The 23,031-nt window shown below is 70.6% G+C and carries 20 protein-coding genes and 2 riboswitches; of the genes, 8 read left to right on the top strand and 12 right to left on the bottom strand.

What is annotated here, in order from left to right; genetic code table 11:
* Nucleotides 1-80: 80 nt before the first annotated feature.
* The 11 genes from AB0J97_RS15920 to AB0J97_RS15870 all read right to left on the bottom strand — a co-directional run bounded on the left by AB0J97_RS15920 (nt 81) and on the right by AB0J97_RS15870 (nt 12,349).
* Entirely contained in the window at nt 81-338 is a 258-nt protein-coding gene (locus AB0J97_RS15920; RefSeq protein ID WP_364088866.1) for a Txe/YoeB family addiction module toxin, read from the bottom strand.
* A complete protein-coding gene (locus tag AB0J97_RS15915; protein ID WP_364088863.1) occupies nt 335-595 on the bottom strand; it encodes a type II toxin-antitoxin system prevent-host-death family antitoxin in 261 nt (86 codons plus the stop codon). The genes AB0J97_RS15920 and AB0J97_RS15915 overlap by 4 nt, the downstream gene beginning before the upstream one ends.
* Before the next feature lie 49 nt (nt 596-644).
* Nucleotides 645-2,021, bottom strand: a complete 1,377-nt coding sequence (locus AB0J97_RS15910) for an L-serine ammonia-lyase (protein WP_364088860.1) — start codon at nt 2,019-2,021, stop codon at nt 645-647.
* 59 nt (nt 2,022-2,080) lie between these two features.
* Nucleotides 2,081-2,470, bottom strand: a complete 390-nt coding sequence (gene gcvH / locus AB0J97_RS15905; protein WP_357695253.1) for a glycine cleavage system protein GcvH — start codon at nt 2,468-2,470, stop codon at nt 2,081-2,083.
* Entirely contained in the window at nt 2,467-3,552 is a 1,086-nt protein-coding gene (gene gcvT, locus AB0J97_RS15900; RefSeq protein ID WP_357695255.1) for a glycine cleavage system aminomethyltransferase GcvT, read from the bottom strand. The genes gcvH and gcvT overlap by 4 nt, the downstream gene beginning before the upstream one ends.
* Before the next feature lie 34 nt (nt 3,553-3,586).
* A riboswitch (glycine riboswitch) is annotated at nt 3,587-3,686 on the bottom strand.
* 20 nt (nt 3,687-3,706) lie between these two features.
* A riboswitch (glycine riboswitch) is annotated at nt 3,707-3,804 on the bottom strand.
* Between the two features lie 213 nt (nt 3,805-4,017).
* Nucleotides 4,018-5,391 (bottom strand): M28 family peptidase, encoded by a 1,374-nt coding sequence (locus AB0J97_RS15895; RefSeq protein WP_357695257.1) that lies wholly within the window; start codon nt 5,389-5,391, stop codon nt 4,018-4,020.
* An 80-nt stretch (nt 5,392-5,471) separates the two neighbouring features.
* Nucleotides 5,472-7,766, bottom strand: a complete 2,295-nt coding sequence (locus AB0J97_RS15890; protein ID WP_364088855.1) for a M4 family metallopeptidase — start codon at nt 7,764-7,766, stop codon at nt 5,472-5,474.
* A gap of 222 nt (nt 7,767-7,988) precedes the next feature.
* On the bottom strand, nt 7,989-8,678 hold the full coding sequence (locus AB0J97_RS15885) for a gamma-glutamyl-gamma-aminobutyrate hydrolase family protein (RefSeq protein ID WP_364088852.1): 690 nt from the start codon (nt 8,676-8,678) through the stop codon (nt 7,989-7,991).
* Nucleotides 8,675-9,439, bottom strand: a complete 765-nt coding sequence (locus AB0J97_RS15880) for a 3-oxoacyl-ACP reductase (protein ID WP_364088849.1) — start codon at nt 9,437-9,439, stop codon at nt 8,675-8,677. The genes AB0J97_RS15885 and AB0J97_RS15880 overlap by 4 nt, the downstream gene beginning before the upstream one ends.
* Nucleotides 9,440-9,626: 187 nt before the next feature.
* On the bottom strand, nt 9,627-10,970 hold the full coding sequence (locus AB0J97_RS15875) for an aldehyde dehydrogenase family protein (RefSeq protein ID WP_357695264.1): 1,344 nt from the start codon (nt 10,968-10,970) through the stop codon (nt 9,627-9,629).
* Nucleotides 10,971-10,978: 8 nt separating this feature from the next.
* Nucleotides 10,979-12,349, bottom strand: a complete 1,371-nt coding sequence (locus tag AB0J97_RS15870; protein WP_364088845.1) for a glutamine synthetase family protein — start codon at nt 12,347-12,349, stop codon at nt 10,979-10,981.
* Between the two features lie 124 nt (nt 12,350-12,473).
* Between AB0J97_RS15870 and AB0J97_RS15865 the strand changes: the two genes are divergently transcribed.
* Nucleotides 12,474-13,178, top strand: coding sequence for an FCD domain-containing protein (locus AB0J97_RS15865; protein WP_357695268.1), 705 nt, complete (start codon nt 12,474-12,476; stop codon nt 13,176-13,178).
* A gap of 16 nt (nt 13,179-13,194) precedes the next feature.
* Here the strand turns inward: AB0J97_RS15865 and AB0J97_RS15860 are convergent, their stop codons facing one another.
* Nucleotides 13,195-15,015: a DUF2264 domain-containing protein gene (locus AB0J97_RS15860; RefSeq protein WP_364088841.1), complete on the bottom strand. Its 1,821-nt coding sequence runs from the start codon at nt 15,013-15,015 to the stop codon at nt 13,195-13,197.
* A gap of 124 nt (nt 15,016-15,139) precedes the next feature.
* Between AB0J97_RS15860 and AB0J97_RS15855 the strand changes: the two genes are divergently transcribed.
* The 7 genes from AB0J97_RS15855 to AB0J97_RS15825 all read left to right on the top strand — a co-directional run.
* Nucleotides 15,140-16,177, top strand: a complete 1,038-nt coding sequence (locus AB0J97_RS15855; protein ID WP_364088838.1) for a substrate-binding domain-containing protein — start codon at nt 15,140-15,142, stop codon at nt 16,175-16,177.
* A gap of 106 nt (nt 16,178-16,283) precedes the next feature.
* Complete coding sequence (locus AB0J97_RS15850; protein WP_364088835.1) at nt 16,284-17,591, top strand: extracellular solute-binding protein; 1,308 nt, start codon at nt 16,284-16,286, stop codon at nt 17,589-17,591.
* Nucleotides 17,592-17,645: 54 nt separating this feature from the next.
* Entirely contained in the window at nt 17,646-18,542 is an 897-nt protein-coding gene (locus tag AB0J97_RS15845) for a sugar ABC transporter permease (protein ID WP_357695275.1), read from the top strand.
* 5 nt (nt 18,543-18,547) lie between these two features.
* Nucleotides 18,548-19,372, top strand: coding sequence for a carbohydrate ABC transporter permease (locus tag AB0J97_RS15840; RefSeq protein ID WP_357695420.1), 825 nt, complete (start codon nt 18,548-18,550; stop codon nt 19,370-19,372).
* Complete coding sequence (locus AB0J97_RS15835) at nt 19,369-20,370, top strand: hydroxyacid dehydrogenase (protein WP_364088831.1); 1,002 nt, start codon at nt 19,369-19,371, stop codon at nt 20,368-20,370. Before AB0J97_RS15840 ends, AB0J97_RS15835 begins: the two co-directional genes overlap by 4 nt.
* A 45-nt stretch (nt 20,371-20,415) precedes the next feature.
* Nucleotides 20,416-22,497, top strand: a complete 2,082-nt coding sequence (locus tag AB0J97_RS15830; RefSeq protein WP_364088828.1) for a right-handed parallel beta-helix repeat-containing protein — start codon at nt 20,416-20,418, stop codon at nt 22,495-22,497.
* A 4-nt stretch (nt 22,498-22,501) separates the two neighbouring features.
* A partial coding sequence (locus AB0J97_RS15825) for a hypothetical protein (protein ID WP_364088825.1) occupies nt 22,502-23,031 on the top strand: 530 nt, incomplete at its 3' end.

Genomic DNA, 23,031 nt, shown 5'->3' with positions numbered 1-23,031 from the left:
CGGGGCCCCTCCCACGCGGAGGGGCCCCGGCGCGTCAGCACTCGATCACGTTGACGGCCAGGCCGCCGCGTGGGGTCTCTCTACTCGTAGTGGTAGCGAGCCTGGAGGACAACGATCTCGTCGTGTGCGACGAGGTACACCAGGCGATGCTCGTCGGTGATGCGCCGGGACCAGGCGCCCGCCAGCGCGTACTTGAGCGGCTCGGGTTTGCCGATGCCCTCGTACGGATCACGCAGGACGTCTTCGATGAGCCGGTTGACGCGCTTCAGGGTCTGCCGGTCGGCTGTCTGCCAGTGGACGTAGTCCTCCCACCCCTGGCTCGTGAACGCCACTTTCACCGATCAGCCTCGTCGCCCGTCAACTCGTGCCGCTCGTGACGCCCTTGGACGGCCTCCTGGTAGGACTCGATCAGCCGGCGCGCGTTGGCCGGGGAACGCAGCAGGTAGGCGGTCTCCCGAAGGGCCTCGTACTCTTCGGCCGCCACGAGGTAGGCGCTGCCGTTCTTGGAGACGATCTCCACGGCGTTACGGTCGTTGTTGACCTCTTCGATGAGGGGGAACAGACGACGGCGAGCTTCGCTGGCGGTGATGGACATGGTCGCCTCCTCCGAGTGGTACAACTCTACGGTACCACTCGGAGGCGCGTCAGCACTCGATCACGTTGACGGCCAGGCCGCCGCGTGAGGTCTCCTTGTACTTGTCCAGCATGTCGCGGCCGGTGTCGCGCATGGTCTTGATGGCCTTGTCCAGGGCCACGTAGTGGCGGCCGTCGCCGCGCAGCGCGATCCTGGCGGCCGTGATGGCCTTGTTGGAGGCCACGGCGTTGCGCTCGATGCACGGGATCTGCACCAGCCCGCCGATCGGGTCGCAGGTCAGCCCCAGGTTGTGCTCGATGCCGATCTCGGCGGCGTTCTCCACCTGCTCGGGGGTGCCGCCCATGACCTCGGTGAGCCCGGCGGAGGCCATCGAGCAGGCCGAGCCCACCTCGCCCTGGCAGCCGACCTCGGCGCCGGAGATCGAGGCGTTCTCCTTGAACAGCACGCCGATCGCGGCCGCCGTGAGCAGGAAACGCACCACGCCGTCGTCGTCGGCGCGAGGGACGAACCTGGTGTAGTACGTCAGCACGGCCGGGATGATGCCGGCGGCGCCGTTGGTCGGGGCGGTGACGATGCGGCCGCCCGCGGCGTTCTCCTCGTTGACGGCCAGGGCGAACAGCGCCACCCAGTCCATCGCCTGCAGCGGGTCCTTCTCGGCCGACTCGGACTGAAGCCGCCGGTGGAGCTGGTTGGCCCTGCGCTTGACCTTCAGGCCGCCGGGCAGCACGCCCTCCTTGGTGATGCCGCGCCGCACGCACTCCGACATCACGCGCCAGAGGTCGAGGATGCCCGAGCGGATCTCCTCCTCGGTGCGCCCGAACGCCTTCTCGTTCTCCAGCATCAGCGCGGAGATCGACAGGCCGGTGTTCGAGCAGTGCTTGAGCAGCTCCTCGCCCGAGGCGAACGGGTAGGGCAGGACGGTGTCGTCGGGCTTGATGCGGTCGGCGCCCGTGGCCTTCTCGTCCACGACGAAGCCGCCGCCGACGGAGAAGTAGACCTTCTCGCGCAGGGTCTCGCCCTGCTCGTCGCGGGCGGTGAAGCGCATGCCGTTGGGGTGCTCGGGCAGGGAGATCTTGCGTTCGAAGACGAGGTCCTGGCCCACGACGAAGGGGATCTCACGGGTGCCGAACAGCGTGACCGTGCCCGAGGCGCGTATCTCGGCCAGGCGGGCGTCGATGGAGTCGACGTCGACCAGCTCGGGCTTCTCGCCGGACAGGCCCAGCAGCACCGCCTTGTCGCTGCCGTGGCCCTTGCCGGTCAGGCCGAGCGAGCCGTACAGGATGACCTCGACGCGGGCCACGCGGGGGAGCAGGCCGTCGTCATGCAGACCACGGGCGAACTTGTGCGCGGCGGCCATCGGGCCGCCGGTGTGGGAGCTGGACGGTCCGATGCCGATCTTGAAGAGGTCGAAGACGCTGATCGCCATTGATGGGCGCCCTTCAGTTCAGGAAGTGCCGGGGCCCGCCGCGGGCCCCGGCGTTGGTGTCAGGACTCGCCTGAGGTGAGCGCGGTGTACTCCTCGGCGGACAGCAGGTCCTCCGCGTCGCCTTCCATGCGCACGCGGAACATCCAGCCGTCGCCGTACGGGTCGCTGTTGGCCAGGGACGGGTCGTCGACCACGGCCTGGTTCACCTCGACGATCTCGCCGCCGACGGGCGAGTAGATCTCGCTCACCGACTTGGTGGACTCGACCTCGCCGACCGAGTCACCCGTCTCGACGGTCGAACCGACCTCGGGGAGCTGCACGAAGACGACGTCACCAAGAGCCTCGGCGGCGAAGGCCGTGATGCCGACGGTCACGGTGATGCCGTCGTCCACGCCCGACACCCACTCGTGCTCCTTGGTGTAGTTCAGGTCGTCAGGGATGTTGCTCACTTGTTCCTCCTGTAGAAGGGCAGCTCGACCAGGTCCATAGGTTCTTGGCTGCCCCGGATGTCCACGGCCAGACCTGTGTCGACCCCGGCGTCCACGTAGGCCATCGCGATGGGCTTCCCCAGGGTCTGGGAGGGCGCACCGCTGGTGACCTCGCCGACGACGGCGCCGTCGCGGGTGACCGGGTAGCCGTGACGCGGCACCCGGCGGCCCTGGGCGACCAGGCCGACGAGGCGGCGGCGGGGCTGGTCGTCCTTGACCGCCTCCAGCGCCGCCCGGCCGACGAAGTCACCGGGCTTGTCGAATTTCACCACTCTGCCCAGCCCCGCGTCGAACGGGGTCAGGTCGGAGCTCAGCTCGTTGCCGTAGAGCGGCATGCCGGCCTCCAGCCTGAGGGTGTCGCGGCTGGACAGACCGGCGGCCTTGAGCCCGTGCGGCTCGCCGGCCGCCTCCAGGGCGCGCCAGAGCGGCACGGCGTCCTGGTTGGCGACGAACAGCTCGAAGCCGTCCTCGCCGGTGTAGCCGGTACGGGCGATGAGCGCCTGGCGGCCGTCGACCTGGCCGGGCAGGCCCGCGTAGTACTTGAGGCCGTCGAGGTCGGCGTCGGTGAGCGTGGCCAGGATCTCCTGGGCCCTCGGGCCCTGGATGGCGATGAGGGCGTACTGCTGGGAGCGGTCATCGACCACCGCGTCATACGACTTCGTACGATTTTTCAGCTCTTCTAGGACCTTGTCGGAGTTCGAGGCGTTGGCCACCACCATGAACTCCTCGTCCGCCAGCCGGTAGACGATCAGGTCGTCGAGCACCCCGCCGCGCTCGTCCACGATCATCGTGTACCTGGCCCGGCCGGGCGCGAGCGCCGACAGGTGGCCGACCAGCGCGTAGTCGAGGGCGTCTGCGGCCTGCGGACCGGTCAGGAAGATCTCACCCATGTGCGAGAGGTCGAACAGCCCGGCCGCCTCGCGTACGGCTTTGTGCTCCGCCGACTCGCTGCCGTACCGGAGCGGCATGAGCCACCCGGCGAAGTCGGTCAGCGTGGCGCCTAGGGCCTCGTGGACGTCTCGTAGCGGCGTAGGTCGGGACATTTGTCGCACCTCAGGACAGGATTGGATGCCAGCATCCTCCCCCTCTGTCATGGATGCCTGAGAGCTTCGCCCGAGTTTTACCGGACTTTCACCTTCGGCGAGGCCCCCAGGGCCTGCTTTCCAGAGGTCACCTCCCCGTAAGAACGCCTTACAGGGCTGCCGCGCGGTCCTTTGCCTTGAGAGGTTCGCGGGGAGGGCTTGCTCCTTCAGGGACCCTGACCGGATGTCAGAGTGCTCTCCCGCACGGTTTCGCCGGTGATGTCCGTCAGCCTAGTGCCGACATGGGGGTGTTGTCGCGCTTCGCCCCTGGATCTCGCCGGCACACCGCACGCAGCGAAAAGCGGCCGCGGCCCCGGAGAGGCGGGGCCGCGGCCGCGTTGGTGGCCGCGCGCGAGCCGGTCATGGCAGGTCAGCTCGCACGCGGCAGCCTGGACGCGGGCCGGCGCGAACCGGCCCGCGTGGGGATCAGGCGCGCGCCCAGAGGGCGGGCACGTTCGGCGGCTCCCAGCCCGGCAGGCTGGTGTGCGCCTGGAGGCAGCGGTAGCTGACCCCCTGGTAAGTGACGACGTCTCCGGCCGTGTACGACTTGTAAGCCGTCCAGGTGGTGCCCTGGCCGTCCCCTCCGACGGTCAGGGTGAAGGAGGCGGAGTGGTCCGCCGTCGCCCCGTCGCCGTTGATCCCTATGGTGTACGTCCCCGCCGCGGCGCCGCCGGTGGTGGCGACCGTGACGGTGGACGACTGGCCCGCCTGGATCGTGGACGGGCTGAAGGAGACGGTGACCCCGCTCGGCACGTTCCCGGCGGAGAGCGCGACGCTCTGCGCCTGGCCGGACGTGACCTGGGTACTGACCGCCGCGGTAGCCGACTGACCGGCCTGGACCGATGCCGACGACGGGGTCACCGAGATCGAGTAGTCGTTCTCCGTGGGCGTGCTGGTGCCCACGGCGAGCTTCCATATGGCGTACGCGATGGCGTCGGAGTTGCGGTCGAGCGCCGTGGTGTTGATGGCGCTCGGGTAGCTGTCGCACGCGCTGTGGTAGCAGCGGTCGAACGCCTGCCCGGCCGAGCCGCCCCACTTGGCGGCCTGCGCCGAGCTCTTGACCGCCCCGGCCCCCGTGGCCAGGCCGCCGACCCGGACACCGGCGCTCTTGAAGGAGGCGTGGTCGCTGCGGCCGTCGCCTTCCCTGTCACCCTCGGTCTGCAGGCCGATGGTGGCGAAGTAGTCGTTGAAGGTCCGCTGGATCGCCGCGTCGTCGTCGTAGACGAAGTAACCGGCGTTGGTCGAGGCGATCATGTCGAAGTTCAGGTACACCTCGACGCCGCTCGCGCCGCCGTTCTGCACGTAGTACCTGGACCCGACCATGCCCGCCTCTTCGGCGCCCCACCAGCCGAACCGCACGTGCTTGGTGAGCGTGGGCCGGCGGGCGGCGAGGGTGAGGGCGTTCTCCAGGAGCGCGGCCGAGCCGGAACCGTTGTCGTTGATCCCGGGGCCGGCCGCGACGCTGTCGAGGTGGGCGCCGAGCATCACGGTCTGGTTGGCCGGGCCGCCCGGCCAGTCGGCGATCAGGTTGCTGCCGCCGCTGAAGCTCTGCACCCGGGTGGTGAACCCGGCCGCGTCGAGCTTGCCCTTGATGTAGTTGATCGAGGCGGTGAAGCCCGGCCTGCCCGAGGCGCGGTTGCCGCCGTTGCTCGTGGCGATGGACTGCAACTGGCTCAGATGCGCCGTGACGTTCGAGACGGGGATGTCAGGCGGGGGGTCGGCGGCGGCGCCGGCCGGTCCGGCCGGCGAGGTGAGGGTCAGGGCCAGCGCGGCGGTGGCCGCGGCGCCCAACCTGAGCATGGCGTTCACGATCTGTGGCTCCTGAAGGGGCTCAAGGGGGCTGGGCGGCCACCCCGGCGTGGCCGCCCAGGTCGTGCGACTTAGACCGGCTGCCAGAGGGCAGGGGTGTTGGGCGGCTCCCAGCCCGGCAGGCTGGTGTGCGCCTGGAGGCAGCGGTAGCTGACGCCCTGGTAGGTGACGGTCTGCCCGGCCGTGTAGGCCGTGTAGGTCTGCCACGTGGTGCCCTGGCCGCCGCCCACCGTCAGGCTGAAGGAGGCCGAGTGGTCGGCGCTCGCGCCGTCGGCGTTCAGGCTGATCGTGTACGTGCTGGGCGTCACACCGCTCGTGGTCGCGAACGTCACCGTGGACGACTGCCCGGCGGTGATCGTGGACGGGCTGAAGCTGACCGTCACGCCCGAGGGTACGTTGCTCGCCGACAGGGCGATGCTCTGCGCCTGACCGGCGGTGACCTGCGTGCTGACCGTGGCGGTGGCCGACTGACCGGCCTGGACCGAGGCCGACGACGGGGTCACGCCGAAGGAGTAGTCGTTCGGCGAGCTCTGCCCGATCTGCAGGTTGTAGGTGGCCTGCCGGTCGACGTCGGTGCCGTCGGCCGTGATCGCGATGGAGTGGCTGCCCTGCGGGCTGCTCGCCGAGGTGCTGATCGTCAGCGTGGAGCTCTGACCGGCGGTGATCGTGGCCGGGCTGAACGAGGCGGTCACGCCGGCCGGCAGGGTGCCGGTCCGCAGGGTGATCGACTGCGCCGAGCCGCCGGTCACGGTGGTGCTGACCGTGGTCGTGGTGCTCTGGCCCGGAGTGACGCTGCCGGAGGCCGGGTTCAGGTTGACCGAGAAGTCGTTGCTGCCCTGGGTGCAGGTCGGCTCGCCGGACTGGGCCCGGACGCTGACGCCGTCCCAGGCGTTCTTGACCACGTTGAACTCGGTGCAGCTGCCCGGGTACAGGGTCTTGGCGGCCTGGAGGGTGGCGACCCTGGCCTTGGCGTGCGTCCACGGCTGGGTCTTGTTGTTCAGCGCGGACATGAACACCTCACCGGCCTTGCGGATGCCGATGCCGGTGATCGCGGCGCCGTTGTCGCACCGGGTGCTCGCGGGCTTGCCCGAGGGGTTGGTGCCCTCGGCCACGAGGTAGAACCAGTGGTTCTGCGGGCCGGCCGCCGCGTGCACCTCGGTGTTCGGGATGGAGGTGCTGTAGCAGTTGGGGTGGCTCAGGGCCGACGGGTTGTACATGTTGCGGATCGGCCCGGACCCGGAGAGGTTGACCTCCTCGCCGACCAGGTAGTCCGGCGGGTCGTTCGGGTTGTTGGCGTACGCCTCGGTCAGCGCGCCGAAGATGTCGCCGGTGGACTCGTTCATGCCGCCGGTCTCGTTGCCGCTGCCGGAGCCGCCGCTGGTGAACTGGAAGATGCCGTGGCCGAACTCGTGGCCGACGACGTCCATCGACGTGAGCTGCTGGGAGTTGGCGGAGTTGTGGCCGAAGGAGCCGTACTGGCCGTTCCAGTAGGCGTTGACGTCGGCCAGGCCGACGCGGGCCGGGTAACCGCCGCCCTGGCCGTTGATGCCGTTGCGGCCGAGCCAGGCGCTCAGCATGTCCCATTCGCGCTGCGCGGCGTACAGGGCGTCGACGCAGGCGGTCTCCAGGTTCGTGCCCGAGCCGTTGCCCCAGGTGTCGGTGGTCTTCGTGTACGGCGAGCCGTTCTGGCCGCCGCACGCCACGCCGCTCCTGCGGGGGTCGCGCATCGTGTACGAGGGGCTGGTGTCGATGGTCACGGTGCCGACGTAGTAGCTGTTGCCGGTGCCGTCGCGCACCTCGTCCCACTCGTCGATGACCTTGCCGGTGAGGGCGTCCACGTAGACGTGGAGCTTGCTCTCGTGGCCGGTGGCGTTGGCGCCGGTGACCAGGACCTCCCAGGCCAGGCGCGGGGTCGTCGTGGTGGCGTGGACGGACAGCACGGGCGTGGCGACGGTCTCGACCCTGGCCACCTTGGCCCTGGCCGTCACCGCGGCCTGGGCGGCGGTCACCTTCGCCTTCGTGCCGATCCCGATCTTCGTGCGCTGTCCGGTGGTGACCGTGTCGACCACCGCGCCGGACGCGTCCGTGGTGACGACCACTTCGCCGCCGTACACGGGCAGGCCCGCGTGCTTACGGGCGTAGGTCAGGTACTGCAGACCGCGGACGCCTTCGACGGTCGACGTCAGCGTGAACGTGTCCTGCTCGGATGCCAGCAATGCCGCCGAGTCGGCCTGGATCGCGTTGTGTGCGGTGGCGATCGCGTTCCTGCGGTCGTCGGCGGTGGGAGGATCGGCCACCTGCGACGCTTGGGCTGTGGCGCTCGTGGCGCCCACCAGCGAGCTGGTGGTCAGGGCTAGCGCGAGCATTGCGGCAGCCCCCAACCTGAGTTTGGGGTTCACTCTCTGGCTCCTCAGGGGGGTGTGGAGTGGAAGAGCCCCGGCCGGCTGGGGATGAACACAGGGTGACACCGGGATGGCGCGACCCGGTACCCAACAAATTTCCTATAACACGGTGATATGGCCCCCTGAGCTGGGATTTCGTGCCGTTTCAGGCCGCAGAAAAGGTAAAGAAGCTTTCCAGTAAGGGGCTCAGCAGGCCGCCGTGAACGCCTCGAAGAGCGCCAGGCCGTCGCCCGCCTCCGGATGCCACTGGACCGCCACCGCGAACCCGTCGGAGCCGAGCTCCACCGCCTCGATCGTCCCGTCGCCGGCCGTGGCGGTGACCGTGAGCCCGGGGGCGAGATCGTCGATGGCCTGGTGGTGGTAGTGCGGGACCGTCACCGGGTCCGTGCCGAGCGCCTCGGCCAGGCGGCTGCCGGGGACGGGCGTGACCGGCAGGTGGCCGAATTCCCCGGGCGTCGGGGCGTGGCCGGTGTGCCCGGTCACGTCGGGCAGGTGCTGGTGCAGGGTGCCGCCGAGCAGCACGTTGAGCACCTGGAGGCCCCGGCAGATGCCCAGGAACGGCAGCCCCGCCTCCAGGGCCGCCGACAGGAGGGCGAACTCGGCCTCGTCCCGGAACTCCCGGACGTAGCCGGTGCGCTCGTGCGGGGCCCGGCCGTACCTGGCGGGGTCCACGTCGCCACCGCCGGCCAGGACGAGACCGTCGAGCCGGCCCACGACCTGGGCGGGGTCGCCGGCCGGCGGCAGCAGCACGGGCTGCCCGCCGGCCTGGACGACCTTCTCGACGTACATGTACGGCAGGAGCGCGACGGGCAGGTCCCACACGGTGAACCGGGCGGGCTCCACGTACGTCGTGATCCCGATGACCGGACGGGTCACAGCGGCGTCACGTACGCGCCGGAGATGCCGCCGTCCACCAGGAACTCGGCCCCCGTGATGAAGGAGGCGTCGTCGCTGGCCAGGAACGCCACGGCGGCGGCGATCTCCGACGCCTCGGCGAAGCGGCCCACGGGGACGTGCACCAGCCGCCGCTGGGCCCGCTCGGGGTCCTTGGCGAACAGCTCCTGCAGCAGCGGCGTGTTCACCGGCCCCGGGCACAGCGCGTTGACCCGGATGCCCTCGCGGGCGAACTGCACGCCCAGCTCGCGCGACATCGCCAGCACGCCGCCCTTGGAGGCCGTGTACGAGATCTGCGACGTGGCCGACCCCATCACCGCCACGAACGACGCGGTGTTGATGATCGAGCCCTTGCCCTGCCGCCGCATGTAAGGGATGGTGTGCTTGCAGCACAGGTAGACGCTGGTCAGGTTGACCTCCTGGACGCGGCGCCAGGCGTCGAGGCCGGTCTCCAGGATCGAGTCGTCGTCGGGCGGCGAGATGCCGGCGTTGTTGAAGGCGATGTCCACGCTGCCGTAGGTCTCGTGGGCCGTGGCGAACATCCGGACGACGTCGTCCTCGCTGGTCACGTCGGCCTTGACGAAGAGGCCGCCGACCTCGCCGGCCGCCTTGGCGCCCGCGTCCTCGTCGATGTCGACGCACACGACCTTCGCGCCCTCCTGCGCGAACCTGCGCGCCGTGGCCAGCCCGATGCCACTGCCCGCCCCGGTGATGACGGCCACCCGGTCCTGCAATCGCTGCACTGTGTTCACTCCCTGTCCGATTGGTCGTTCACCTTCCTCATTCGCTTCGCGAAGTGCTTCGTTCCTCAGCCCTTCATTCCGCTCACTGCGTCAGGTTCACTCCCTGTCCGATGGGTCGTTCACCTTCCTCATTCGCTTCGCGAAGTGCTTCGTTCCTCAGCCCTTCACTCCGCTCATTGCGTCAGGTTCACTCCCATGAGATGAAGACGTTCTTGGTCTCGGTGAAGGCCGTCAGGGCGTCCGGGCCGAGCTCGCGGCCGAGTCCGGACTGTTTGAAGCCGCCGAACGGGGTCCAGTAGCGCACGGAGGAGTGCGAGTTCACCGACAGGGCGCCCGACTCGACCGCGCGGGCCACCCGCAGCGCCCGCCCGACGTCGCGCGTCCAGATGGACCCGCTCAGCCCGTACGGGGTGTCGTTGGCGATGCGCACGGCCTCGGCCTCGTCGGCGAACGGCACCACCGACACGACCGGGCCGAAGATCTCCTCGGTGAAGGCGCGGTCGGTGACCTTCGAGGTCAGCACGGTCGGCGGGAACCAGTAGCCCTTGCCCTGCGGGCAGTCGCCCTGGAGGTAGGGCGTGCCCTCGACGAAGCCCCGGACCCGTTCCAGGTGCTCGGCGCTGATCAGCGGGCCCATCTCGGTGGACTCGTCGAGCGGGTCGCCGACCTTGACGCCGCGCACCGCCGCCGACAGGCGCTCCAGGAACTCGTCGTACACCTCGGCCTGGACGAGGATGCGCGAGCGGGCGCAGCAGTCCTGGCCGGAGTTGTCGAAGACCGCATAAGGAGCAGTTTTTGCCGCTTTTTCGAGATCCGAGTCAGCAAAGACGATATTTGCGGACTTGCCGCCCAGTTCCAGCGTCACCCGCTTGACCTGCGCCGCCGCCTTCGCGGCGATCTCCTTGCCCACCTCGGTCGACCCGGTGAACACGATCTTGGCCACGCCGGGATGCTCGACCAGCCGCGCCCCGGCGACCTCTCCCTCGCCGGGCAGCACCTGGAGCACCCCCTCGGGCAGGCCCGCCGCCAGGGCCAGCTCGGCCAGCCTCAGCGCCGTGAGCGGGGTCCACTCCGCCGGCTTGACGATCACGGTGTTGCCCGCCGCCAGCGCCGGGGCGACGCCCCACGACATGATCAGCATCGGGAAGTTCCACGGCACGATCACGCCCACCACGCCCAGCGGCTCCTGGAAGGTGATGTCCACGCCGCCGGGCACCGGGATCTGCTTGCCGTGGTTGCGCTCGGGGGCGGCGGCGTAGAAGTGCAGCACGTCGCGGACGGCCCCGGCCGCCCAGCGAGCGTTGCCGATCGGGTGCCCGGCGTTGTCCAGCTCCAGCCGGGCCAGCTCCTCGCCGTGGGCGTCCACCAGGTCGGCGAAGCGGCGCAGCAGCCGCGCCCGGTCGCCCGGCGCCACCTCCCGCCAGCTCCGGTACGCCTTCGCGGCCCGCTCCACCGCCCGGTCGACCTCGGCCGCGTCGGCCATCTCGACCTCGGCGACGACTTCTTCCGTCGCCGGATTAACGATCCTCATGCCTGCCGTCACATTCGCTCGAAACCACGGAACAGCTCCCAGTCCGTCACCGCCGCGTCGAAGGCGGCCAACTCCACGCGCGCGTTGTTCGCGTAGTGCTCGACCACGTCGTCGCCGAACGACTCCCTGGCCAGCTTCGACCCCTCGAACAGCGCGAGCGCGTCCCGCAGCGTGTGCGGCACGGTCTCGGTGCCGGAGTCGTAGGCGTTGCCCTCGAAGGCGTCCTCCAGCGTGAGCTCCCGGTCGATGCCGTCCAGCCCGGCCGCGATCAGCGCCGCCACCGCCAGGTACGGGTTGACGTCCCCGCCCGGCACCCGGTTCTCCACCCGCAGCGACGGGCCGTGGCCCACCAGCCGCAGGGAGCAGGTGCGGTTGTCGACGCCCCACTTGACGGCGGTCGGCGCGAAGCTGCCCGGCACGTAACGCTTGTAGGAGTTGACGTTGGGCGCGTACAGCAGGGTGAGTTCGCGCAGGTGGGCGAGCTGCCCGGCGATGAACCGCGCGCCGAGCGGCGAGAGCCCGTACGGCCCCTCGCCCGCCATCGCGGGGTCGCCGTCGGGGCCGCGCAGCGAGATGTGGATGTGGCAGGAGTTGCCCTCGCGCTGGTTCGGCTTGGCCATGAAGGTGATCGAACGGCCCTCCTGGGCGGCGATCTCCTTGGCGCCGTTCTTGTAGATCGAGTGGTTGTCGCAGGTGCGCAGCGCCTCGTCGAATCGGAAGGCGATCTCGTGCTGGCCGAGGTTGCACTCGCCCTTGGCCGACTCGACGTACATGCCGGCGCCCTCCATGTCGCGCCTGATGCGCCGGAGCAGCGGCTCGACGCGGGCGGTGCCGAGGAGGGAGTAGTCGACGTTGTAGAGGTTGGCGGGGGTCAGGTCGCGGTAGGCGCGCCGCCAGGCCTCCTCGTAGCTGTCGTCGTAGACGACGAACTCCAGCTCGGTGCCCACGTACGCGGCCAGCCCCCGGTCGGCCAGGCGGGCGAGCTGGCGGCGCAGGATCTGGCGCGGCGAGGCGGTGACCTCGCCGCCCTCCTCCCAGGCCAGGTCGGCCATGACCAGGGCGGTGCCGTCCTGCCAGGGGACCCGGCGCAGGGTGGACAGGTCGGGTTTCATCGCGAAGTCGCCGTAGCCCCGGTCCCAGGAGGACATGTCGTAGCCCGAGACGGTGTTCATGTCCACGTCGACCGCGAGCAGGTAGTTGCATCCCTCGGAGCCGTGGTGCAGCACCTCGTCCAGGAAGTAGCGGGCGGAGAGCCGTTTGCCCTGCAACCTGCCCTGCATGTCGGCGATGGCGAGCAGCACCGTGTCGATCCGCCCGATCGCGGCCTCGCCCCGCAGTTCCTCGACGGACAGGAATCCGTTGCCCGCTGGTTCGCTCACCCTAGGTCGCTCCGATCTCGTCTGAAGCGCTTTCCCGTTGATTGGGCTAGTCTCAGACCATTGATGTGCATGCCGGGATCGCTTGTCAAGACCTGAGGACACCTTGGACGATTCGGCGCGTTTGATGACAGTGCTCCGCCCGGTGAGGGCGGGAAACGCCTTCGAGGAGACCGTGGAACGGCTGCTCCAGGCGATCAAACTGGGCGTGGTGGCGTACGGCGACAAGCTGCCGCCCGAGCGCGAGCTCGCCGTGCGGCTGGGCATCAGCAGGGTCACCCTGCGCGAGGCCATCCGCGCCCTGCAGGACGCGGGCTACCTCGACGTGCGGCGCGGCCGGTACGGCGGCGCGTTCGTCACCTACGTCCCGCCCCGGCCCGACGCGGGAGACCTGCGGCAGGCGGTGGCCGACATGGGCATGGCCGAACTGTCCGACGCGCTCACCTTCCGGCTGGCGGTCGAGTGCGGGGCGGCGCAGGTGCTGGCCACCTCCGAGCTCACCCCCGGCAAGCGGGAGGTGCTGCTGCGCCGGCTGACCGAGCTCAACGAGGCGCCGCTGGAGGACTACCGGCGCCTCGACACGGCCTTCCACCTGTCGATCGCCGAGCTGACCGGCTCGACGCTGCTCGCCACCACGTGCGCCGACGCCCGCTCCCGGGTGAGCGACCTGCTGAACATGATCCCGATGCTCCAGGTGAACATCGAGCACGCGGCCGTCCAGCACCGGGCCATCGTGGACGCCGTCCTGGCCGGCGACCCGGACGCGGCCCGCCGGGCGATGGCCGAGCACCTGGAGGGCACGGCCGCACTCCTGCGCGCCTTCCTGTCCTGAGCGTGGGCCGGGGCCGTCAGGCGGCGGCGTCCGGGGCGCGGACCTGGAAGGCGTGGCGGGTGCCGTCGGGCCAGGTCAGCGTGATCTCGTCAGCCGCCACCGCCGCCGACGGCACCGTCAGCGTGATCTCGTCAGCCGCCACCGCCGCCGACGGCACCGTCAGCGTGATGTCGTCGGCCGTCGCCGACGGCGCACCGGCCGGGGCACCGCCCAGGACGGCCGCGCTGACCGCCCAGCCGTCCGCCGCCACCCCTTCCAGCACGGGCACGGCCGCCGGAGCCCCGAAGGCGCTGCCCTCGGGGTCGTCGGCGACGTAGGCCCGGCTGTAGCCGCAGACCGCGACCAGCTCGGAGACCAGCCCGTCGCCGTCCCGGACGCGGGCGCCGGGCCCGTCGGCCGGGTCCGCGACGAGCGCCCAGCCGGTCTGCCGGACCGGCGAGCCCGGGGCGACCCGATGGACGCGCACCTCGACCGCCCCCCTGATCACGCTCAGGCTCTCCACGCCGTCGCCCGCCGACGCGGCCCACGCCAGGTCGCCCGCCGAGCCCGCGCCCCGGGGCGTGATCGTGCCGCGCCCGGTGACCGTGCCGTCCGGGCGGACCAGGCCGAAGTGGTTGTCGGGGACGCGGACGGTCGGGGCGGTGCGGGTGGAGTAGGCGTAGCGGTCGTACAGGGGGTCGCCGGGGTGGTGCTGGCTGCCGTGGTTGAGCAGGCGGGCGACGTCACCGGTGTTCTGGACGACCAGGCCGGGGCCGGGCAGCGCGGCCAGGCCGGTGGGGCCGGGCTCCTCGGGGGACGTCCAGACCGGGTGGTCGGCCGGCAGCAGCAGCCCGAGGAACGCCTTCGAGGCCCAGTACGGGGACGCCGAACCGGAGTAGGACTGCAACGAGGGCTCGTGGGGGCCGTGCCAGCCGAGCGTGAGCAGCCCCTCGGCGGACAGCGCGCCCGCGTCGAGGAAGCGGCGCAGGACGCCCGAGGCGATTCGGCGGGTCTGGCCGGGGGACAACGGCGTGGCGTCCAGCAGCGCCCCCGCGAAGAGCGAGGTGGCCGAGGCGAAGCGGTAGGTGAGCGAGCGTCCCTGGTGGAGCATGCCGCCGTCCTGGTCGAAGGTGAGCGCGTAGCTCTCCAGGAAGCGGCGCAGGCGGGGGCCGGGGGAGCCGTGGCCCGACAGGTGGCCGGACAGGTGGGCCAGCAGGGCCGGGTAGAGGTGCATGGCCCAGCCGTTGTAGTGGTCGAAGGAGCGGTTGTCGCCGTCGGCGTACCAGCCGTCGCCGGCGTACCAGGGCTCGATGCGGGCCAGGCCGCGCTCGACCGCCGCGTCGGCCTCCTCCGCGTGCAGGCCGGCGGCCGACAGGAAGCCGCCCACCATGGCGGGGAACAGCCACCAGTTGTTGTCCACCGGCTCGTGACGCAGGGCCTCGGCGAGGTAGGCGGCGACGCGTTCGCGGGTGGCGGGGGCCAGCCGGTCCCACAGGCGCTCGCGGGTCAGCCAGAGGGACAGGGCGATCGAGGCGGCCTCGACCATGGGCTGGGTGCGGTCCTCGACGGGCTGCCAGACGCCGGGGCCGGACTCCAGGCCGCGCGCGTAGGGGGCGAGCAGTTCCTCGGGGCCGCCGCCGGCCACGCGGAAGGCGGCGAGCAGGAAGGTGCGCGCGTACCCCTCCAGGCCGTCGCAGCGTGACCAGCTCTCGCGCCCCGGCAGGTTGATCACGGCGCCGTCCGCGGAGCGGTACGGTTCCACCGCGGCCAGCAGTCCGTCGGCCACCGCCTCCCAGTGGGCGCGGGTCCAGCCGGTGTACGGGCTGAGCGTTCGATCCTCCGGCGGAAGCGGGAACATGCGGCACTCCAAAGGGACGTCCGGTCTCCGGCGGGACCTTAGCATCCTGATCGAACGAAAGCATCCGTTCAAAAACGAAAGCACTTCCCGGTAGGATCGTAGGGTCGAGTCAGAAGGAGTCGCGGTGTTCGCCGAACAACGTCATGAACTGATCCTGCGCGAGGTGCGCGAGCGCGGTTCCGTACGCCTGGCCGAGCTGGTCGACCGGCTCAACGTCTCGATGGTCACCCTGCGCAGGGACGTCGAGCACCTGGCCGGGCAGGGCCTGGTCAACCGCGTGCACGGCGGCATCACCCGGCCCGAGTCCGTGCCCGCGCCGGCCCGGGAGCGCTCGCTGACCCTCGGCATGCTGGTGCCCTCGGCCACCTACTACTACCCGGCGGTCATCAAGGGCGCCCGCGAGCAGGCCGAACGTCTGGGCGCCCGGCTCGTCCTGGGCGTCTCGCGCTATGACGACGACGAGGACCGCACCCAGGTCAGGCAGCTCGTGGACGGCGGCATCGAGGGCCTCCTGCTGACCCCGAGCAGGCAGCCGGACGGCTCGCACGAGCACTGGCTGGCCGAGCTGGGCGTGCCGGCCGTGCTCGTCGAACGGCGGGCCGAGCTGGGCGGACCCGCCTCCCTGCTGGACGCGGCGGCCTCCCATCACGCCCATGGGGCCTTCCTCGGCGCGCGGCACCTGGCCGGGCTCGGGCACCGGCGGCTGGCCATGGTGTCGCGCGACAGCCCGACGGCCCCACGGGTGCGGCACGGCTTCCTCGCCGCCGTCCGAGACCTGGGACTGGACGAGCCCGTCCATCTCGACGTCGCGCAGGAGGGGCCCTCGCGCGAGCAGGTGGCCGACGTGGTCGCGGCGATCAGGGGCGGGGTCACCGCGATGCTCGTGCACAACGACGAGGACGCGTTGCTGCTGGTCCAGCACCTGCGGGCGGCCGGGGTGCGCATTCCCGAAGAGGTGTCGCTGGTCGCCTACGATGACGAGGTGGCGGCGCTCAGCGACCCCCCGCTCACGGCCGTCGCGCCCCCCAAGGCTGCGGTCGGCCGCTGTGCCGTCGACCTGCTGGTGAGCCGGATCCAGGAGGGCCCGCGGCGCCCTGCCCAGCACGTGGCGCTGCTGCCCGAGCTGAGGGTCCGGGAGTCCACGGTCACGCCGCGCCCATAAGTTACGCATCCATTTCGTTATTGATCGATTTGTGGCCTCTCTCTAGACAACCGATCGAGCCTGAGCGAATGATGCCTTATCGATCGAAAGCGATGAGGAGCCATCGATGGGACGCAAGAGCGCCGGCATTGCCGGACTGCTGGCCGGTATGAGCCTGCTCGCCGCCGCGTGCGGCAGCACGGAGCCGGCGCAGCCCGCGGGTGAGGCGGGCAAGCCCGTCCAGGTGACGTTCTGGGGCTGGGCGAAGGGCACCCAGCAGGTCGTGGACGCCTTCAACAAGTCGCACCAGGACGTGCAGATCACGTACGAGGAGATCCCCTCGGGCAACGCGGGCGGCTACGCCAAGTTCTCCAACGCCGTCAAGGCAGGCAACGCCCCCGACGTCATGTCCGTGGAGTACCCGCAGCTCCCCGACTTCGTGAACCAGGGCGCCCTCCAGGACATCTCGGCCGACGTGGCCGACGTCAAGTCCAAGTACCCGGCCGAGGTCTTCAGCCTGGTCGAGCTGGGCGGCAAGGCGTGGGCGCTGCCCATGGACGCCGCCCCGCAGGTGTTCTTCTACCGCAAGGACCTGTTCGAGAAGAACAAGATCGAGGTCCCCAAGACCTGGGACGACTTCCGCGCCGCCGCCGAGAAGGTCAAGAAGGCCGACGAGAAGTCGCGCATCGCGACCTTCTTCCCCGACGACCCGAGCGTGCTGGCCGCGCTGTCGTGGCAGGCGGGCGGCAAGTGGTTCGGCACCGAGGGCGACGCCTGGAAGGTGACGATCAACGACGAGCCCAGCAAGAAGGTCGCCGACTACTGGCAGGGCCTGGTCAAGGACGACCTGCTGAAGGTCCAGCCGTCCTTCAGCCAGGAGTGGAACGCCGCCTTCGAGGACGACACCCTCTGGGGCTACGTCGGGGCCAACTGGGGCGCGGGCGTCATGAAGGGCAACCACGCCGGCCAGTCCGGCAAGTGGGCCATCGCGCCGATCCCGAACTGGGGCACCCCGGCCAGCGGCATGCTCGGCGGCACCACGTTCGGCGTCAGCAAGGGGTCGAAGAACGCCAAGGCGGCCGTCGAGGTCGTCAAGTGGCTGACCGGCTCGGAGGAGGCGTGGACCGCCCGCCTGTCCTCGGGCACCTCCAGCGGCTTCCCGGCCATCGCCGACCTCGTGCCGGTCGCGGCCAAGAGCTTCGACGCCTCCTTCTACGGCGGCCAGGACATCTACGCGCTGTTCTCGGAGTCGTACAAGACGGTCCAGCCCGGCTGGACGTGGGGCCCGAGCATGGTGCAGACGCTGACCACCTTCAAGGACGCGCTCGGCAAGGTCGGCAGCGGCGAGACCACCATCCCCGGCGTGCTGGACACCGCGCAGACCGCCACCGTCGGCGAGATCAAGAGCCGCGGCCTCAACGTCGCCCAGCAGTAGCACGACGCGCGCGGCGGAGCGCCGGCTCCGCCGCGACCCACCGAAAGGCAGCTTGTGACTCCTCCAGCAGGAAGCGGTCGCGGCGGTGAGGGGTGGCGGCGGCGGGGGGCGATCCTGCTGTTCGTCGGGCCGTTCTTCGCGCTGTTCGCGGCCGTCATCGTGGCCCCGCTGGCCTACGCGGTCTATCTCAGCCTGTTCAGCGAGAAGTCGTCGGGGCTGGGCTTCGGCGGCGCGGAGACCGTGTTCGTCGGGCTCGGCAACTACCTGGACACGCTCAGGGACTCCGCGTTCACCGACGGCTTCCTGGTCATCCTCGGCTACTGCGTGCTGTACATCCCGCTGATGATCGGCGGCGCGCTCGCGCTGGCGCTGCTGCTCGACTCCGGGCTGGCCAGGCTGGGCAAGTTCTTCCAGCTCGCGCTGTTCATGCCGCACATCGTGCCCGGCGTGATCGCCGGGCTGATCTGGCTCTACCTGTACCTGCCCGGCATCAGCCCCATCGTGGACCTGCTCGGCGACGTCGACTTCCTCGGCGGCGACCACGTGCTCGGCTCGGTGGTCAACATCGCGCTGTGGGAGTGGGTGGGCTACAACATGATCATCTACTTCGCGGCGCTCCAGGCCATCCCGGCCGAGGTGGTCGAGGCGGCCAGGATGGACGGCGCGGGCCCGCTGCGCGTCGCGCTCCAGGTCAAGGTGCCACTGATCCGCGGCGCCGTGGTCACCACCGTGCTGTTCACGATCATCGGCTCGCTGCAGCTGTTCACCGAGCCGATGGTGCTCGACAACGTCAGCGACGGCGTGGTCAGCACCTGGACGCCCAACATGTACGCCTACAACGAGGCGTTCGGCAACAACGACTACGGCCAGGCCGGCGCGGCCTCCATCCTGCTCGCGCTGCTCGCCGCCGTGCTGTCCTACGCCGTCACGAAGTGGGGGAACCGCCGGTGAAGTGGATGTCCCGCGCCACGGTCAACGTGCTGCTGATCATCTCCGCCCTCTACACGCTGCTGCCGCTGACGTGGCTGCTGTTCGCCTCCACCAAGTCGCTGTCCGACCTGTACTCGACGCCCGGCTTCTCCTTCGCCGGCTTCAACCTGTTCGAGAACATCAGGGCGGTCGCACGGGAGGGCGACGGCGTCTTCTTCCGCTGGTACCTCAACAGCGTCCTGTACGCCGGTCTCGGCGCGGCGGTCAGCTCGTTCGTCACCGTGATGTGCGGCTACGCCTTCGACAAGTACTCCTGGTTCGCCAAGGAGAAGATGTTCGGGCTGGTGCTGCTCGGCGTGCTGGTGCCGACCACCGCCACCGCCGTGCCGCTGTACCTGCTGGCCTCCAAGGTCGGGGTGGTGAACACGTTCTGGTCGGTGTTCGTGCCGGTGCTGGTCCATCCGTTCGGCGTCTACCTGGCGCGGGTGCTGTCGTCCGGGTACGTGCCCGGCGAGGTGCTGGAGGCGGCCAGGTCCGACGGGGCCGGCGAGCTGCGCACGTTCGCGTCCGTGGCGCTGCCCATGCTGCTGCCGGCGTACGTGACGATCTTCCTGTTCCAGTTCACCGCCATCTGGAACAACTTCTTCCTGCCCCTGGTCATGCTGAGCGACCAGCGGCTCTACCCGCTCAGCCTCGGCCTGTACGGCTGGGAGAAGCAGGGCCACGCCTTCCCCGAGTTCCACAGCCTCGTGATCACCGGGTCCCTGCTGTCCGTGGTGCCCCTGCTGCTGGTGTTCGTGTCCCTGCAGCGTTTCTGGAAGGCCGGGATGACGGCGGGCAGCGTCAAGTGAACGAGCTCTCGGGGGAGAACATGAACAAGCCGGTGACCGTCGTCGCCATGGCCGCGGAGGTCGCCGGGCGCATGCTCACCGGCGAGGTGCGGGCCCGCCTCGACCGGCTGGCCGACGTCCGGGCCGAGGTCGCCGCGTTCGACGACGCCGACCTGTCGCGGACCGAGGTGCTGTTCACCTCGTGGGGCTGCCCGCCGGTGACCGCCGAAGTGCTCGCCCGCGCGCCGCGGCTGCGCGCGATCGTGCACGCGGCGGGCTCGGTCAAGCACCACGTCACCGACGCCTGCTGGGAGCGCGGCATCACGGTCTCCTCGGCCGCCGTGGCCAACGCCGAGCCGGTGGCCGAGTTCACGCTCGCGTCGATCCTGTTCGCGAACAAGCGGGTGGTCGACATCGCCCGCGCCTACCGCGCCCGGCGGGCCAACGACGACTGGGACGCCCGCTTCCCCGGCTTCGGCAACTACCGGCGGGTCGTCGGGGTCGTGGGGGCGTCCAGGATCGGGCGGCGGGTGATCGAGTTGCTGCGGCCGTTCGACTTCGAGGTGCTGGTCAGCGATCCGTACCTGGGGGAGGACCTGGGGGCGCGCAGGGTCGAGCTGGACGAGCTGGTCGCCCGCTCCGACGTGGTCAGCCTGCACGCGCCCGACCTGCCGGAGACCCGCCACCTGATCGACGCGCGCCGGCTGGCCGCCATGCGCGACGGCGCCACGCTGATCAACACCGCGCGGGCCGCCCTGGTCGACCAGGACGCGCTCGTCGCCGAGCTGGTGACCGGCCGGCTGTACGCGGTGCTCGACCACACCGAGCCGGAGTTCCTGCCCGCCGGGTCCCCCCTGTACGACCTGCCGAACGTGCTCGTCACGCCGCACATCGCCGGCTCGCTGGGCGGCGAGCTGGCCAGGATGGCCGACCTCGCGCTCGACGAGCTGGCCCGCCACGCCCGCGGGCTGCCGTTCGAGCACGGCGTCGAGCCGGCCACGCTCTCCCGTTCCGCCTGAACCCTCTGCTTTCCCGTTCCGCCTGAACACCCCCGGAGAGGAAACATGCGTCTTCAGTTAGTCGCGGCCCTGGTCGTGGCGGCCGGACTGGTCGCCACCCCCGCGGAAGCGGCCGCCGCCAGGAACTTCTTCGTCGACTGCCAGGCGCCGGACGGCGGCTCGGGGCGTCATGCCGCCGGGCCGCTGAACAGCCTGGACGCCGTCAACGCCATCACCTTCCGCGAGAAGGACACGATCAAGTTCAGGGCCGGGACCGTCTGCGCGGGCCGGCTCGAACCCGTCGGCTCCGGCACGGCCGCGCACCCCGTCGTCTTCACCTCCTACGGCGATGGCCCCAAGCCGATCATCCAGGGTGACGGCGGCGAGTGGGCCGTCCACCTGGTGGACAACAGCTACGTGACGCTGGAGAAGCTGCACATCACCAACCCGGCGGCCACCACGGCCAAGCGGACCGGCGTGCAGTACAACTCGACCACCCCCGAGCCGAAGGCCGGGCTGGTCCTGCGGGACCTGGAGGTCTCCGACGTCGCGGGCTGGGGCAACAAGACCGGGACGAACGGCTCCTGGTTCTCCTACTCGGCCGGCATCAGCATCCAGGCGCTGCCCGAAGGGCGGGTCGGCTACCTGGACGGCATCACGATCACCGGCAACTACGTGCACGACACGGGCGGCGGCGGCATCAAGATCAGTCGCAAGGGCACCGACTACCACCGGAACGTGCTCATCGCCCGCAACACCATCCGCGCGGTGGGCGGCGACGGCATCGTGGTGCACGCCTCGGACCGGCCGCTGGTGGAGCACAACCTGTTCGACGAGGGCGGCGCCGGGAAATACCCGTACGTAGACGGAAATTTCGCGGGAATGTGGCCGATCAACTCGGTTGACCCGGTATTTCAGTACAACGAGGTGACCCGCCAGCGGCCCACCATCTTCGACTCCACGGCCTGGGACTGCGACGGCGGCATCAAGGGCTCGTGCGTCTACCAGTACAACTACTCGCACGACAACGCCGGCGGCTTCTACCTGGGCTGCCAGAGCTGCACCGAGTTCCCGAACTACAAGGCCACGGCCATCCTGCGGTTCAACATCGCCCAGGACGACTGCCGCATCGCGGGCAACGCCTCCGGCGACAACACCAGCCCGCTGTGGTTGTACAACAACACGTTCTTCTGCCCGTCGCAGAAGCTCGACGTGGCCGTGCCCACCGGGAACTCGAAGATCGTCAACAACATCTTCTACGCGCCGTCCGGCACGCTGCCCTCGGCCCCCGGCATCGGCTACGACTCCAACGTCTACCACGGCGGCGTGGCCGTACCGGCGGCGGACGCCCGCGCGGTCACGGCCGACCCCGGGCTCGCCGCCCCCGGCACCGCCGACGGCGCCACCGACGTGGACGGCTACAAGCTGCTCGAAGGCTCGCCCGCACTCGCCTCCGGCGCGGTCGTGGACGGCCTCGGCGACCGCGACTACTTCGGCAACCAGGTCGCCGGAACCGTCTCGCGCGGGGCCTACAACGGGCCCGCCGCCGCGCCGGTCGTGTTCGGGTCGGTCGAGGAGGCGTACAACAACGTCGCGGTCAGCTCCGACCTCAACCCCAACGTCGGCGGCTTCTCCACCAGCGGCCGCAGCTACTCCGGCCAGGGGCTGGAGAAGGCGGGCCTGACACCGGGCGGGACCGTGAACGTGCTCGGCGCCGACTTCGTCTGGCATCGCCGCCCGTACGGCATGACGGACAACGTCAAGGCCGCCGGGCAGACGGTCGCGCTGTCCGGGCAGGGCGCCAGGCTGGTCCTGCTCGGGGCCGGTGGGCTGAAGGCGCGCGAGGGCGTGTTCAAGGTCGCCTACACCGACGGGACGGTCGAGGAGAAGACCGTGCGGTTCGGCGACCAATGGGACGCGACCGCGCCCGCCGGAGGCGTGCTCGTGGCCCGCGCCGACTACCACAACATGACGCAGACCAGCTACAAGAACCCGGCCACCGGGCAGACGCGCGAGTCGGGCGTGTCGGTGTTCGGCTACGCGGTGCCGCTCGACGCGTCCAGGACGGTCGCCACGGTGACCTTCCCGGCCGGCAGCCCGCTGGCGAACGCCGGGTTCCACGTCTTCGACATGAAGATCGCGAGCTGACGCCATGACGAGCACCCCGGTCACCGCCCGCCCGCGACGGGCGTCCGATGCGCGCCCAAGGTTCCCGGCGCGGCGGGTCCTGTGGGCGGCTCTCGCCCTGGCCGGGGTGCTCGTCGGCATGCTCGTCGTCGGCGTCGCGAGGTCCGGGGAGGAGGCCGGGGGCGGCGTTCCCGCGCGGGCGGCGTCCGCGGACGTGGCCGAGGTGCTCGGGATGCGTCCCGGGGACACGGTCGTCACGTTCGAGGGGGAGCCGGTGAGCGGGGCCGAGGTGCTGAGGGCGGCCGAGACCGTCCGCGCCGAGGTGATCTCCGAGTTCGCCGCCCAGGGGCTCGGTCCGGGCTTCTGGGACCGCCCCCGCGACGGCGTCACCCCGGCGCGGCGGCTCAGGGACAGGGCGGTGCGGGCCGCCGTACTGGACAAGGCGCGGCGGATCTGGGCCCGCGAGGCGGGCCCATGTGCCCGAAGATGGCGTTCGCGGCCTTGGCGATCACCCAGAGCTCGAAGGCCCCCCAGCCGAGCATCTGCACGATGTTC

This window comes from Nonomuraea sp. NPDC049607 (assembly GCF_040675375.1).
Classification (GTDB): domain Bacteria; phylum Actinomycetota; class Actinomycetes; order Streptosporangiales; family Streptosporangiaceae; genus Nonomuraea.
This window is presented reverse-complemented; position numbering and strand designations above follow the sequence as displayed.

Excerpts from the sequence above, each read along its gene's own strand:
- AB0J97_RS15890 (WP_364088855.1), bottom strand. The coding sequence starts at position 7,766 with ATGCTCGCGCTAGCCCTGACCACCAGCTCGCTGGTGGGCGCCACGAGC.
- AB0J97_RS15875 (WP_357695264.1), bottom strand. The coding sequence starts at position 10,970 with ATGAGGATCGTTAATCCGGCGACGGAAGAAGTCGTCGCCGAGGTCGAG.
- AB0J97_RS15830 (WP_364088828.1), top strand. The coding sequence starts at position 20,416 with ATGCGTCTTCAGTTAGTCGCGGCCCTGGTCGTGGCGGCCGGACTGGTC.
- AB0J97_RS15910 (WP_364088860.1), bottom strand. The coding sequence starts at position 2,021 with ATGGCGATCAGCGTCTTCGACCTCTTCAAGATCGGCATCGGACCGTCC.
- gcvT (WP_357695255.1), bottom strand. The coding sequence starts at position 3,552 with ATGTCCCGACCTACGCCGCTACGAGACGTCCACGAGGCCCTAGGCGCC.
- AB0J97_RS15840 (WP_357695420.1), top strand. The coding sequence starts at position 18,548 with ATGTCCCGCGCCACGGTCAACGTGCTGCTGATCATCTCCGCCCTCTAC.
- AB0J97_RS15860 (WP_364088841.1), bottom strand. The coding sequence starts at position 15,015 with ATGTTCCCGCTTCCGCCGGAGGATCGAACGCTCAGCCCGTACACCGGC.
- AB0J97_RS15865 (WP_357695268.1), top strand. The coding sequence starts at position 12,474 with ATGACAGTGCTCCGCCCGGTGAGGGCGGGAAACGCCTTCGAGGAGACC.
- AB0J97_RS15915 (WP_364088863.1), bottom strand. The coding sequence starts at position 595 with ATGTCCATCACCGCCAGCGAAGCTCGCCGTCGTCTGTTCCCCCTCATC.
- AB0J97_RS15850 (WP_364088835.1), top strand. The coding sequence starts at position 16,284 with ATGGGACGCAAGAGCGCCGGCATTGCCGGACTGCTGGCCGGTATGAGC.
- AB0J97_RS15895 (WP_357695257.1), bottom strand. The coding sequence starts at position 5,391 with ATGCTCAGGTTGGGCGCCGCGGCCACCGCCGCGCTGGCCCTGACCCTC.